The sequence below is a fragment of the Chryseobacterium defluvii genome (genome assembly GCF_014204415.1).
Lineage (GTDB): Bacteria > Bacteroidota > Bacteroidia > Flavobacteriales > Weeksellaceae > Chryseobacterium > Chryseobacterium defluvii_A.
Map to the genome: position 1 here is coordinate 18,759 of NZ_JACHLE010000009.1, position 14,742 is coordinate 33,500.

A 14,742-nucleotide genomic window follows, 5' to 3' on the forward strand; every position below is an offset into this window, starting at 1 on the left:
TAAATGTTGATTTTTAGTTAGTAATCCAAGCTGGGTTAAAAGAGACACATGGATTTTTTATTCTTCATTTAAAGGAGGATAGTAAATGTCAACATCAAATTCTGCATCTACGTCTTTTATAAAAGCGTTATATCTTTTATCGAAATGTATCCAAGGAACATTTTCTTCACGATTATTTAGAAACAAAGCACAAGAAAATTCGCAATAATATTTTTTAGAATATTCCTTTAATATAGAAATTTTAGGTTCCAGTACGTCTAAAATTTTATTCATTTGCTCTTCAAAATCATCCTTATTTCCATATGGAGCTCCATATACCCAACCATTCTTTTTTGATGGTCTTGGAATCTTTTGATTTATTCGTTTTCCTTTACTATACATCTTATAGGGAACCAAATTTAAAGATTGTGATATATCTGCATCTGTTATATCTTCATAATCCCAGATGCTAAACCGTAAGTTCAAATCATTTTTTATCATTATAGTTCTTGTCTTTCAAAAATGGGTTGAAGATTAACAGTTTCCATCATTAGTAAAGGCATTGCTCGACTCGACGCCCAATCCAAAAATTTATAATATATTAATATGCCTTATTTCAAATAATTAAAAAATCTTGTCAAGTCACCTCCCTTGTACAATGATTTATTTTGATAAATTTTTTCAAAAGTTGATGATGGGTATAAAATGTTGATAATATTTTGTCCTGCTCTGGAAATCCAATCGTTAAAATAACGATAAGTATTATAATAAACACTTGTTACTCTGGTTCCATCATCATGATAATCAAGCTGTTTTGAGGATTCGACAATTGTGATTAAACTCTTCTGTAATACCCATTTCGTTTTCCCCCATATTGTTGTAATATATACGTTTTCAACTTTTACTGTACCTGAAGGCGTAACGGTACTAACTATAACTTGTGTAGTCTTTTCAACTAAAGCTTCTTGGGGAACCTGAATATATTTATCTTTTTGCCTGTCAGATAATTTTTCATATTCAGAATCAGAAACTTCCATATCTGTGCTAAAGGACTTATGCAACGCATGATTTAATCCGGCAACAATTCCTCCCTGTATAAATCCTTTAAAGAAATTTCCTCCGGAGAGCTCTGCGCCAATACCCCCGCTTAAAGCACCAAAAGCAATCATCCCAACAGTACTTTGTGCATTGGCTGTTCCAATCATTTTTTCCCAACCGGATGAAGCTAAACTTCCTAATGCCCCGGAAACAAATCCCTGAAAAAACCCGGAACCATTTCCGCTTACCAAAGAAAAGAATCCCTGGCTTACGCCGTGTAATCCGGCTCGTGTAAGAAATTCTCCTACTCCTTTAAGTTTACCCAGTATGTTACCTGCCTTAAACATTTCGCCGATGCCGAAAGTAGCTGCACTACTAATTCCTCCAATAATTACCGATTTGGCAAAATCTACAACATTCCATTGGCGTAAACTTCCCGTAGTTACCAAAACCGCCAAGGTATAACTTGCTCCACCAATAATAAGGCCGATAACAATGGCTGTCCCTATTGAAATAGGATCTTCGCCATTTCTGTCCCAACCTATCAAAGGATTGTTAGTGACGTATCCGTATTTGTTATAGCTTTGTGTATTTTCAGGATCACTTATGTTTTCATCCGCATTTAAAAATCTTCTTAATAACGGATCGTACAGCCTTCCGTTCATATGGATGAGTGCTACATCCAAAAGGTGTTCGTGTGAGGTGTAACCTCTGTCAATAAGCAATGTAGCATTGGCTATTGCATCCTGGCCAACGAGCACGGGATTGTTTCCTGTTTTCAGATGTGTAAAATTCCCCCACGCATCATAATGCCTTATTTCCAGTGCATCTCCCGCCTCATTGCTTATTGCCAGTATACTTCCCAGATAATCTTTATGCAAAAATTTGTAAGAGCCGCTGCTCTCGGTAAAGTCTTTCAAATATACAATATCTGATTCGTACGGACTTCCTCCGATATAGATGATATGTTTTTCAGCCCCTGTTACTTTGTTTCGTACCACTTCCATGCTTGTGTCTTCACTGTAGTACTTAATCATATTCGCATCCGTATTGGCAGCAAAATTCCCATCATAATACATGACACGCCTGGTTTCTCCCAATCCGTATTCAAAAGCATAATCGCCTTGTGTTCCGTCAATTTTTATAGGGTCGTTATTTTCATTGTACGTTATCGTCTGTAATAGTTTGCTATTACCACTATAATCGTAGTATTGCTGTCCCGAAATATTCAGTTTTGTCTCAATAGGCCTGTAAACCGACATGGATGTGGCATACGTCATTTTACCTACCTGATAATTATTGGCAATACGTCCTTTTTCATCATAATCATTCTTGTGCATATTCCCGGTAATTGGGTCTGTCCAGCTTGTAAGCCTGTTCAAAGGCAGATTGTCTTCGTCATAATGAAACTGTTCGTCAATTCCCAAAACATAATCATGGCGGCTGTTCAGTTCGTTTTTTGCAGCATTGAACGAATAATCCGTATTTACGAAAATACCTTTGGTGCTGCTGTGTTTAATGTTGGTTAAGAAACCAAAAGCATCATATGAATTAACAACCTGTGAAGCACCGAGCCTGGCGGTCAATACCTGCCCTTTGGCATTGGAAGCCTGCGATTCCCATAAAAGCTTTCCGGTATATTTTTCTTTTGCCTGGTACAAAGAACCATCCCAAGGTCTGTAAAAGTTTTCAATCTGAACAACTGTGCTTACACCGTTTGATACTATTTCTTTCTTATAACTTTTTACATTTCCATAGGCATCATACATTGTATCCCAATTACGGTATTCTCTTCCTTCCGCATAATCTGTAGAGCCCCACAATCTCCCATCCTGATGATACCCGTAAAGGGTGGCGTAGTTTTTACCATTGGACGTTCCGGACTTTCCGGTTATTTGTCCTTTAGCATTATACGTAAAAGAATATGTTTTATTTGTAGATGTGTTGTCACTGGATTTTTCATTTACATAATCCAATAAGCCATTGGATTTATAAAAATATTCTTTGTATCCTTTAGGACTCGTTTCTTTTTTTGGTAAGCCATTACTGTAATATTCATATAAGTATTTCCCGTTATTCGGATCGTGGAAAGAAGATTTTCGTCCCCATTCATCATATTCAGTTTTTACAATATTTGCCCCATACTGTGCAGAAATCTGCTGTCCGGATGCATTATATTTGAACAGTATTGTCCCGCCGTAATCTTCAGAAGATATTACATTTCCCAAAGCATCTACAGTATTCTTTTTAAAACGCCCTGTGGTTTCGTTGACTGTAACTGTTTTCCCGTTGTATATATTGGTGCTTCCGCGGCCATTAAATGCCAGACGTGAATAAGGTCTTGAGTATTCATCGTACGAAGAATAATTAATCTGAATATTGGTATCTCCTTCGAAGTAAGGTTCTGTTTCCTGTATTTTTCTGCCTGCGTCATCGTACAGTACATCGGAAACAATATATTTACCCTGTTCAGATGCTTTTACCTTTAATTTTGTATTGCGCCCGTATTTATCATAATAGGTCCACTTTTCATTACCGTCCGGAGACAATACTTTTTGTATGGAACTTCCGTCATTGTATTTTAAATAAGAATAGTTTGTTGCCCCGGCAAGAGAAGAAGCACTTGATGTGAGTTTTCCCCAGTTATCATAGGTATTGGTAACCGTATTTCCAAACGGATCTTTTTCATATTTCAACATACCAAGATTGGTATAGTCATATTCAACAGTTACATTTAAAGCGTTCGTTTTGGTTTTTACAAAACGCCCCAGACTTTCGTAAGTGCTTGATATCGTTTGTGGAGCGAAATCACCTGCACTGCTGCTCACTGTTTTGGAAAGTATATTTCCCCAATCATCATAAGTATAGGCTTCTTTAATGTATTTTGTGAGGTCCAGTGCATATTTCAGCACATAATCCATTTTTACGCCGTCATAATGATATTCCTCTTTGGTTGTTTTTGTATCCTGATATGCCGTAACAGACTCCAGCTTTTTCCAAGGTCTTCCTATATAATAGCTGCTGCCTTCGCCTGCCGGATTATGCAAATAATCTAATGTGGATAGACTGAAAGCAAACCCCTGATCATAATTTACTGAAGTAGTGTGAGGAAGATAATAATCGGTATAATAATCTATTGTAGTTTCTTTAAGTGTGCCAACCAGATTATCTTTTTCTTTAACGTAATTAGGAAGCTTAACCTCTCTTTGTCCTACATTGGTAATTAAATACCCTGTTTCTTTGTAAGAAATTAGATTGGTATTTGATGCATTGAGGTTTGTGGTAAAAGCTTCGGCATCGTATTTGGTTGTCCATTGTTTTATAGGTAATCCATCCAATAATGGGTCAATTTCGATACCTGTCCATATTTTAGGTGTTCCTTGGGAATAAAAATTTGTTCTTGCCATTTTCCTGAATCCGATCATTCCTCTTCCATGAGCATGAGAAATAAGGCCTCTGTATCTATATTCCTGAATTGTATTTCCCTGTGTTAATTTTGAAACCACTTTAGTTTGTGAAAGGCGCTCAATTTCAGTATAAGGATAAAGCATGCTGTTGGTACCTTTATATAAATCAGGATTTATCCTGTCGTCCAATATTTTATATTCTATTCCCGTAGTTAATCTTCCTTGTTCAATAGATTGTAATCTTGCCCGCTCTGCTGTATCATAATACGTGTACTTCAAAAGCTGCGGACCATGGGTGATAAGCAGGAAGTTCTCCTGATTATCAACTCTGAAGTCTCCCACAATAGGAACATACGGCTCTTCCCATGTAGAACAGTTTGCACAATCATCGTTATCCTGTGGCTGAATGTCAAAAGTTTTTACATAAGAAATTTTTCCATCACTCCCCAATCCGCGGTTTTCATAGATTTCGATACCATAAGAAGAATCTCCCTTATCGTTTGATCCGGGAAGCCAGTTCCACGATTTCACTTTTATAAAATCACCCAGCCCGTCTCTATTAATATCTTTTACAAAATAAAACTCATATTTATTCGTATGTTTAGAGCCTATGTCAAGCCTTTTAGGAAGATATTCTCCAAACTGCTGTGATGATTGTTTAGCTTCAAATCCTTTACCATTACTTAAGTAAGTATTCCATCTGTAGTCATAAATCGGTTGTGGGAAAAAGCCTCCGGTAGTGCCAATCTGCACTGTATATGGAACTAGTAGATCAGTCTTTCCGTCTCCATTTAGATCTGAAAAAATGATCCCTTCCTTATCTCCTTCCAGAGAGGATGTAGTGAAAGAAGTATTGGGTTGCAGTTTATATTTTCCATCCGGCCGTTTTACCGTTTTATATACGGCAAGAGTTCCATTTCTTACAATAGACAATTCCTGAAGTCCATCGCCATCAACATCCGTGAAACGCCCTTTGAAAAAAAGATTTTCCTGCATCGCCATTTGCAAATCATAAATAGAATCCGTATTACCTGGGTGAGGATTTATTACATAATAAGTATAATAAGGAGGATCGTGCTCCGTAATTGTACACGGATTAGGCCTTAGCTCTGAATTTTTGTTATCCGGGCAATTGGGATCAGGTATATTATGACGGGTAACATTTGTTTCTTTCACCAGTACCAATTCTGAAATCCCATCAGAATTGATATCCATTTCCTTGATGTCAGAAATATAGTCCAGAGATTCATAATATTGATCGAATGGACCATTGTGTGGCTCTGTATAGCTTTGATTATATAAACTGGATGGAATTTCTTTTGAATATTCCAGCTTCATTATATTATTCTCTAAAAAATAGGTGTCAATTTTTAAATTGCCGTTAATTTCTTTATAGTTTATTAATGCCTGTTTTTGCTTTGTTTTTCCATCTGTTGAAAGCAGGTTAGCGACTAAAGCTTTTTGGGTTAAGTCCTGAGAACTAACATTAAGTGTGCTGTAATTGGTATCTAAACCGCTTATTTTTAATTCTGTATGTGCCTGGATAGGAGGATTTATCGGTACCCACGGTCCGCAAGATGAACACCAGGGTACAGGGAAATAATATCCGTCTTTATACGGCACAAAGTTGAGAATATCCAGCTTTCCATCTCCGTCAAAATCTCCTTTAACCGACTTATAGCTGTCCAAAGTCTCAGGAATGTAATTGGCTACACTTCCGGATATTATATTCCCATCTGCGATATTCCTTTGAAAAGTTATGGGTCTTGCCTCATCCCCCGAAACAGATTCTTTAATTCCACTTACTATTTCATATCCAATACCGTTAGATGGATAGGTATATGTTACGGTATATGTTCGGAAAAGTGAATTATTGGCAGATACTGTTATATAATCCAGTAAATTATCCCTGATGGATTTGATGCCATTTGCATATGCAAGCTGCTTTACGGCACGGGATTTATAGAAAAAATTAATCCGGTTAAAGTTTTGACTTTGCCTTGTCTGATTTTTGCCCCATTCAATACTCGCAATGCTAATTGTATTATTGGATTTGCTATAATTGTAGATGATAGAATTTCCAAACGGATCAATCCAATTAGTAATATTGTATTCGTGATGGTTGTAGGCATTTGAATTCATGCCAAATATGGCCCGTGAACCGTCTTCGAAACTAACCTCAAATCCTTCTGGTCCGTAAGTATTCGGAATGGAACACGTTCCTATGCTTTTTATTTTTAAATTAGAAAATTGTTGGGTAGTATAGGTCGCATTGGGTTTTCCATATTCTCCGGATGTTAGTATTAATCGCTGTCCATTAAATTGATACAGGTCTGTATAGTCAAATTGTACTCCTTTAATTTCTCCATCCTTTTCAATGTTTCTACCTACTCTTGAAATGCTTGAAAGCCCGGAAATGTTCCATCCAATACCCGCAATTCCTGAGAAAGTATTGCTTCCATATACCAGATTAATTTGCGGAGCAACAGATTTTATGCCTGGAGGCAAAGCAATAGGAAAAGTAAAAGTAAGTTCACCTGATCCTGTAACTTCTATTCCTCCTTTTGTATCATGATATTTACTATCTATTGAGAGTGAACTTGATGAGTTGCCTGGCGATTGGGGATTATCATTTTCTCCATCTATTGGAAGTAAACGATTCCCTTCTGCAATAATTCCATTATTGACATTTTCTATGGGAGTCCATTCCTGTGAAAGGAAAATACTAAATAAAAATAAGGTTAGGAGTAAATAAACTTTTTTCATCATGATTAGTTTTTAGTTATGCTTCTTGTGTAAATACTTCCGTCCGTTAAGTAAAATTTCAGATAATAAACACCGTAATTATAGGTACTCATTGGGAAGACATAAGAATTATTTGAATTTGATTTTATATGGACACTTTGTAAAATATTAAAGGAATTATATGGAAGCAATTCTATCTTCGTGATATAATCTTTTATGCTTAAATCCCATATGACCGTCAAATCAGTTTTCACAGGAACCGGAGCAGCCTGGATTTTATTTGCCACTTGTTCGGATAATGGGGATAATGATTTTGAAGCAGAGATACTCTCATTTGCATCCTTGCAGTATGGACAGGGCCCTCTGTAAATCTGGTTGCCCGCTTCATCGTATTCAAAAATAACACGCGGCATATATACAGGCCCGGGATTTCCCGGAATTGCCATAGCCATGGTAGAATTTTCTTCAGAAACTTCAGGCAATACCTGAGATTGAACAACAATACAAGGAAATAGTGCAGAAATGAATAGGCATTTTTTCATGTGTTTTTATTTAATTATGATGGTTATGAAATCTATTTATATATGAGAATAGACGAGTTATATTTAAATACTAATAACTGGTAAGGTATATGATCAATTTTTGCTAAAAAACTATATGTGTATGATAATCAATGTGGTAATTGTGTTTTTGTTGTTTTTTATTTGACATAGAATTAGCATCCCCGCATATTTATATACACAAGATTGTATTTTTTAAATCAAAGAATTAGAGTCTATTCCCTATAAAATATAGACTGAATTATTTATTAACCGGGAGTGTTTCAATATTTCTGCAGTCGGGGCATTTAACCGAAATTTAATGCTTAATCTATCTAAAAGAAACTCAGAGAGTAAATAAATTCTGTTTAACTTACACACTGCAAATTCAGTAAAGTTTTTACAAACTATTGTGAAAGCAAAGGTGTAGAATTTGTTGTTATAAATAATGGTTGATTATCTGTCTTAATAAATTGATGGCCGGATGTGCCATTCTGTAATTGAATATTTATAAAGTATTTTCCCTGAGGTAAGTTAACACTGACTCCTGATTGAATTTCATTTCTCGATGTAACATTTAATTTCAAGTTTTGATGCTCATCATAGATAGTATAGGAAACTATTGACATTACGTGACTTGACAATGTTAAGGAATTGCTACAAGGATTTGGAAATATTTGTGCTAAATTTATACCATCCCGCTGTGTACCACTACCTCCACTTGTAGAAGTCACAGTTGTTGAACTCCCACTATTATTTACTCTTTGCCCATAAAACATACTGCAAGAGATTAATAAAATTATGTAAATGATTTTAGTTTTCATAAAATGAAGATTAATAGGGTGTAAAAGTCTGACAAATTTTCAAAAAAAACATTAACATGAAACCATTAATTTTTTAATTATTAATGATTAAAAATATATTTTATGAATATATAGTATAGATCATAGTGCCTGTATTTTATCTGTACAGCGGTAATTATATATAAAATACATTTTCACGGATTTCTTGAAATTTGTTGTCCCTCAGTGACAGGCCTTTTGACAAAAGATGTATGCATCAGCTTTAAAAAACTATACGGTCACTCTATTGTTGAAACAAAGAAACGCAACATGGCTCCGGTTCTAAAGAGATTTTTATTATAATCATCAGAATAAAATTTCATAGAAAGCCTGTAGATTTTATTCAAATACAAGGTACTTTAAGATAAAGTAATATAACCAGAAGAAAATCCTTGTTAAAATTAAATTATCTTATCATAATTAAATTTTATTTATACCTTTGGTTATCTAGTATCATTTTTTAATTAACTTGTTGTCAATCATTAAACCTCCAATATATTATGATCAAAGCACAGCAACTTTATTCAGATTCTTCCGAATGATAAACTTAACATTTTAATGCCTGTTTTATAAATTAAGAGATATAAATTTAAACGGTTTTTTACATTTAAAGTAAGCTACTCTGATCATTAAAAAAATTAATGTGTTTAACCTTATCAAAAAGTATCCGGTATTTTTAAACCATTAGGAGAATTTAAGAAATCAAGGAGCATTAAGATAGCAAACTGATCTTAATAACTTATTGGATCTTAACTGTTCAAAAAATAAAAGTTTAAACAAGCTCAATATTTAATGCTTTGAAAAAAATAATTCATCATAAAATCCTAAGCACTTGAAATATCTATATTGTATATGTCTGTTCTTTTTATTTTCTGTGTACCAAAGCCAAGACAAAGATGCAGTACTGGATAAATGGATAGATAAGTTTAGCAGGACAGTACAGTCTAATCCTGACTCAGCTTACTATTATATTACTTATGCTAAGGTGCTAAGCGAAAGGAATAATAATAATTATTACATGGCTCGGTGTGTGTATAATTACGGTTGGTACTATTATTTACGCCAGGATTTTAAAAAATCCCGATCTTATGTCTTGCAATCTTTGCCTTACGCAGAAAAATCAAATAATTATAAAATTATTTCCAGAGCTTACAATTTAATGGGGCTTATAGAAAAGGAATACGAAAAACCCAGTGAGGCATTACGGCAGTTTTTACATTCGTTACAAGTTTCTGAAAAATATAATTTATATGACCTTCAATCCAAAGCATTGTGCAATATAGGAGCATTATACTCTCATCAAAAAGATACACTAAATGCCCTCTCTTATTATAAAAAAGCTGAACAAATAGCTCTCCGGGACAATATTAAATCAGAATTATTAAGTATCTACAACAATATAGCTATTTTACAAAAAGATCTTAAACAAATGGTTTTCTATATAAATAAAGCCAATGTCATTGCCATAGAAATTGATGATAAAAATGCACAGTTTAATAACTTTATCAATCTGGCTGCTAAGTATCCTGTTAAAACACATCAAAAAGAAATTCTGCAATGCTTACAACAAGCTGAAATGATAGCTAATGAGTCGAAGGACAAAGAAAAAGCATATCTTGTAAGTCATAATCTTGGAGGGTATTATCTGGATACTCACAAGCCTGAGCAAGCATTGGTATATTATAAAAAGGCACTGGGGTTGTCCAAAGGTATAGAAGCAGACCATAGAATAGGGCTTTACAATAAACTTTCAGAAACCTATTTCATTCTTAATAATTACAGGGATGCCTATCTGTTTAAAGAAAAGTATCAGGCACTTAATGACAGTATTTTTAATCTGGAGAAAAATAAAGAGTTCACAGAAATACAAACCAAATATGAAGTGGAGAAAAAGAACCTGAAAATAAATCTCCTTATACAGGAAAAGAAAATAGAAGAGAATAAGAAACATCTGTATTTATTGATAGGGATTGTTTTATTTCTTGCATCATTAGGATTGTTTTTCTTTTTCCGGCATAGGATAAAAACTCAGCAGCTTTTAAGCAAAAAGGAACAGGAATTGAAAAGAATTTTGGGTATAGTGGAAGGCCAGGATGTGGAAAGAAATCGCATAGCTAAAGATATTCATGATGGTGTTGGCGGAAAATTGGCAGGAATACATTTACAACTGACCGAAAGGAATATAAGTATTAATGATTTGGGAATACACAAAGAAGTAGAAAAATTAGCAGATGTTTTTCAGGAACTAAGGGCGATTTCCCATAACCTAAGTAGTAATTATATATCTGATAGGGATCTTGAAACATTATTGTATCAGCTTCAGCAGGAATACCATAAACGAGAAAGTATCGAACTGGAAATACTTATCTATCCTGAAAATTTGCTGAAAAATATTACTGCTGAACAAAAGCATCAGCTATACAGAATTGTACAGGAAGCATTGACTAACATTTCCAAACATGCAAAGGCAACTTTTGTAACCATCAATATTACACAGTATTCCAATGGTATATCTGTGATTATAGAAGATGATGGAATAGGATTTGATACACAAGAGCAGGCAAAAGGAATCGGGTTGAAGAATATAGAAGAGCGCGTAACCCTGCTACGGGGAACCCTTACAATAGACAGCCATATAGGAAAAGGAAGCAGCATACTTATAGAAATACCTCACACAGCATGATCAGAGTAGCCATAGTAGACGATCACCAGATGTTTATAGAAGGTTTGGTGGCAGTACTTTCCAAACAGGAAAATATACAAATACTATTCACGGAAAATGATACCAAATCGGCGATAAAAAGACTCAGGGATCAGACTCCGGATCTTCTTATTACAGATATTGCAATGCCTGATATCAATGGACTGGAACTGATAAGAACGGTAAAGAGATCTTATCCAAACATTAAGATATTAGTGATTAGTATGTTTAACAATCTGCAATCTTATGAGGAAATGGACGGATATCTGTTAAAGGAAACCGGATTGTCGGAACTGCTTGATGCCATATATAAAATAGTATACGAAGATGGAAAATACTTTGTAAATAGCGAAAAAGAAATCTCACATTTTGAATACAATAAAAATATTGTAGGAAAAAGAGAACGGGAAATCATACAGCTTATAGCAGAGGAATATACTACCGAGGAAATTGCAAATAAATTATTCCTAAGTAAGAATACAGTAGAAACACACCGCAGAAATATTTTCATTAAGTTGCAAGTGAATAATATTGCAGGTTTGGTGAGAGTAGCTATTCAGCTAGGCATTGTGAAGTGATAATCTCGGGTGGAATGGGCTACTGCCATAAGTATGAGTAGGTTACACAAAATTTAAGTTATCAATAGTTTCTTCAAATAAGTTTTTAGCAGTACGAAATTTAATATTTGTAAAGAGGGATTACACAGGCTTTGTCTATTTTGTCACAGCACTAAAATTGTTGAAAACGGAACAAAAAGCCAGGAAGCAAAAATATCTCCGGAAGAACTGTGGAAAAAGATTTCTGTATCTACAATGCATACCATCCGCAAATCAATGATAGAATTATCCAATTTATTAAAGGGAGATCATAAGAAGCATGTAGTTATTGTATGGTGTAAATGGTTAACAGTATATCTATTCTGTATCCTTTTAATTTACGTATTGTAATAGACTGAGTATGGTAGGTAATTGAGGAAATATTGAGAAGGCGTAAAATGGATACAGGTTATAAAGTCTCAGATAACCACATGACTATTATGAATCCTTATAAAGCAATCTGAAAGTTCTTCCGGATGATAATATTTCTTAATACCATTCTTATCTTTCGGGAGGTTACAGTCAAAAAATGTCATAGTTATGTTATATACAATTCAGAAGATTTATATATTTGATAAATTCTTTTTTCAAACCTAATAATTGATGAGGTTTTCAGTTCTGAGCTGTCTACAAGTTATAGTATCACATTTAATTGCCGTGATCATATTTTGAATCCGAAAGCATAATTAAATAAAGCAGGAGGAAAACATATTGCCGTAATTCTTTTATGATTTGAAAAAATATATCCTAATAATAAACTTAAGAAAAAATTTATAGTGTAATGTTGGTTTTTATGAATATAAGTAATTTATTATAACTTAGTTACTTGTCATTTTAAATGTTATAAATTCCGTTTTTATAACTGTGTTATTTTCTATTTTCTGGAAATATATTCTCATCTTTGCAAGCATAAAACTATAAATACCACGAAACTTATAAATACTTTACATGGGTTTTATAACCGGCTGTGATTTTACTGAAGTCATTGTTTAGGTTAAATCGTAAAGAATATTTATAATCAAAACCGATGTATAGGTAGGCTTCGGTTCATGTACAACAAATGATGAAAAAAAATAAATAATTGATTGTGGGTAAAAGCAATCATTATGAAGGGTGTCATACTATTGGTACTTCATATAAGAAGATACTTAATATGATGATTTCTTTCCTATATGCTATCTTGATGGTGTATGCATATTCCTGCTGCCTTATGATGGAAAAAGTTGTAAGGAATATTTCTCATAACGCCTCTGTTTCTCCGCGAAGTGATCTGAAAATGAAGATTTATGTGGTCGTTAGTACTGTTTTTATTAAAATTAGTGCTTTAAAAGGGAACATAAGTATAGTACATGAGAAAACCTTTGACAAAGAAAGTAAAAAAAATGTCAGGGTTTCTGAAATATTTATATTTTTCTCCCTGGCAACTCAGGAATATACCATTGTCTCTTTAATAATATTTGCAGCTGTTTTTGTAGATAAAGAAGAGCCTGAAACTACTTTAAGACAGTTTTGGCAATTAAGCAATTATAAATATGGAAAATATTTTATTGTTGACCGCTACTTTAAGTATTTGCTTACTCGTCCACCTCCTTTTTTACTTGAAAAATCAAAATGTACAATGATCCGTTTTCCAGGATCAAAATCTAAATTTTATACATTTTCTGAAGAATAGTCAACCTATACGATAGTATACAGGTGTTCATGGTTACTAAAATCTTTATGATAAGTATATGCTATGGATGCTTTAAATGTATAAGAAAAACTTCTGATGGGTAAATTATAATGTTAGGCTTATTGCTGAGCAAAAAAAGATTGGCCATCAGAATTCAAATTAAAAACCATATTTTATGAAATTAAAATTATATAATGTCCGGAGGAAACTCGGTTTTCAGTTGTCATGGGCTATTTTAATGACCTTCACTGGGGTCATTTCTATAAAGTCACAAAACCTGCTGACCGAGAGTTTCAACTATACTTCCGGAACGTTCCTTACAAATGCCTATTGGTCACAGTTTGCATCAGGTACACCTGCTGTAGCCGTGTCTAATGGGAATTTGACGCTTACAGGTACTCTTGCCAATAATTTTGGGAATAAAGTATCTTTGGCCAGCAGCGGACAAGATGTCTATCGTAATTTTACGACAACAGCATTAAATGCAGCAACCCCCGCCATATATGCCGGTGCTATTGTAAATGTATCTGCAGCGCAGCCTGCAGGAGATTATTTCATTTCTCTGAATGATATTGCACGAGTATACATTAGATCAAATGGAGCGGGATTTAGCTTTGGAGTGATGAGATCTTCAGGAACCGTTACCTATGAATCTGCAGTTCGGGCTTTCAATACTAATATCAGAATGGTGATGAAGTATGAACAGATAACGGGAGCTACAAATGATGTGGTTAAGTTATATGTAGACCCTCCGTTAGGATCAGAGCCTGCGGTTGCTGATATTTCTCATACAGGTTCAGCAGCTGATACAGCTTCATTCTCATATATAGCACTCATGCAGGGTACCGCTGCCAATGCACCGGCTTTAGATATCGATGGGATTATAGTATCAAAAACCTGGGCAGGTCTTACTTCCCCTGTTGATGATTATGGAGATGCTCCTGCAAGTTATGAGAATAGCAAAGACGGAGTGTATATACCGGCAGCCCATATTGCTCTTGCAGGCCTGTCACTGGGCAGCATAGTTCCGGATATTGAACAGGGGCCACAGAGTGTAGCTTCAGGAGCAGATAATAATGGTGCCAATGGAGACGGATCAGATGAAGAAGCTGTTACTGTTTCTTCCAGCCAGATCAGAAAAGGAGTTCCTTATACTTTAAGTATCCCGGTAACCAGTCCGTCTTCCGGCACAAAATATTTGTATGGATGGATCGACTTTAATA

General features: G+C 34.6%; 8 protein-coding genes. 4 read left to right on the forward strand and 4 right to left on the reverse strand.

Annotation, left to right across the window (positions count from 1 at the left end):
* Positions 1 to 57: 57 nt before the first annotated feature.
* The 4 genes from HNP38_RS17650 to HNP38_RS17665 form a co-directional block, all read right to left on the reverse strand.
* Positions 58 to 480 carry a DUF4279 domain-containing protein gene (locus HNP38_RS17650; RefSeq protein ID WP_184192046.1) on the reverse strand — a complete coding sequence of 141 codons (423 nt, stop codon included), beginning with the start codon at positions 478 to 480 and terminating at the stop codon, positions 58 to 60.
* 110 nt (positions 481 to 590) lie between these two features.
* Entirely contained in the window at positions 591 to 7,190 is a 6,600-nt protein-coding gene (locus HNP38_RS17655; RefSeq protein WP_228461094.1) for an RHS repeat-associated core domain-containing protein, read from the reverse strand.
* 5 nt (positions 7,191 to 7,195) lie between these two features.
* On the reverse strand, positions 7,196 to 7,711 hold the full coding sequence (locus HNP38_RS17660; RefSeq protein WP_184192050.1) for a hypothetical protein: 516 nt from the start codon (positions 7,709 to 7,711) through the stop codon (positions 7,196 to 7,198).
* 404 nt (positions 7,712 to 8,115) lie between these two features.
* Positions 8,116 to 8,532, reverse strand: coding sequence for a T9SS type A sorting domain-containing protein (locus HNP38_RS17665; protein WP_184192052.1), 417 nt, complete (start codon positions 8,530 to 8,532; stop codon positions 8,116 to 8,118).
* Positions 8,533 to 9,382: 850 nt separating this feature from the next.
* On the opposite strand from HNP38_RS17665, the gene HNP38_RS17670 reads away from it, so the two are divergent.
* The 4 genes from HNP38_RS17670 to HNP38_RS17685 all read left to right on the forward strand — a co-directional run.
* Positions 9,383 to 11,233, forward strand: a complete 1,851-nt coding sequence (locus tag HNP38_RS17670; protein WP_184192054.1) for a sensor histidine kinase — start codon at positions 9,383 to 9,385, stop codon at positions 11,231 to 11,233.
* The gene (locus tag HNP38_RS17675) at positions 11,230 to 11,829 is read left to right on the forward strand and encodes a response regulator transcription factor (RefSeq protein ID WP_184192056.1); all 600 of its coding nucleotides are present in this window, start codon (positions 11,230 to 11,232) and stop codon (positions 11,827 to 11,829) included. The genes HNP38_RS17670 and HNP38_RS17675 overlap by 4 nt, the downstream gene beginning before the upstream one ends.
* Before the next feature lie 1,228 nt (positions 11,830 to 13,057).
* Positions 13,058 to 13,519 carry a hypothetical protein gene (locus tag HNP38_RS17680; protein ID WP_184192058.1) on the forward strand — a complete coding sequence of 154 codons (462 nt, stop codon included), beginning with the start codon at positions 13,058 to 13,060 and terminating at the stop codon, positions 13,517 to 13,519.
* A gap of 175 nt (positions 13,520 to 13,694) precedes the next feature.
* On the forward strand, positions 13,695 to 14,742 hold a 1,048-nt coding region (locus HNP38_RS17685), incomplete at its 3' end, for a hypothetical protein (RefSeq protein WP_184192060.1).

Bases quoted from the DNA above. Each gene is read 5' to 3' on its own strand.
- HNP38_RS17650 (WP_184192046.1), bottom strand. From the start codon at position 480: ATGATAAAAAATGATTTGAACTTACGGTTTAGCATCTGGGATTATGAA.
- HNP38_RS17655 (WP_228461094.1), bottom strand. From the start codon at position 7,190: ATGAAAAAAGTTTATTTACTCCTAACCTTATTTTTATTTAGTATTTTC.
- HNP38_RS17660 (WP_184192050.1), bottom strand. From the start codon at position 7,711: ATGAAAAAATGCCTATTCATTTCTGCACTATTTCCTTGTATTGTTGTT.
- HNP38_RS17665 (WP_184192052.1), bottom strand. From the start codon at position 8,532: ATGAAAACTAAAATCATTTACATAATTTTATTAATCTCTTGCAGTATG.
- HNP38_RS17675 (WP_184192056.1), top strand. From the start codon at position 11,230: ATGATCAGAGTAGCCATAGTAGACGATCACCAGATGTTTATAGAAGGT.
- HNP38_RS17680 (WP_184192058.1), top strand. From the start codon at position 13,058: ATGATGGAAAAAGTTGTAAGGAATATTTCTCATAACGCCTCTGTTTCT.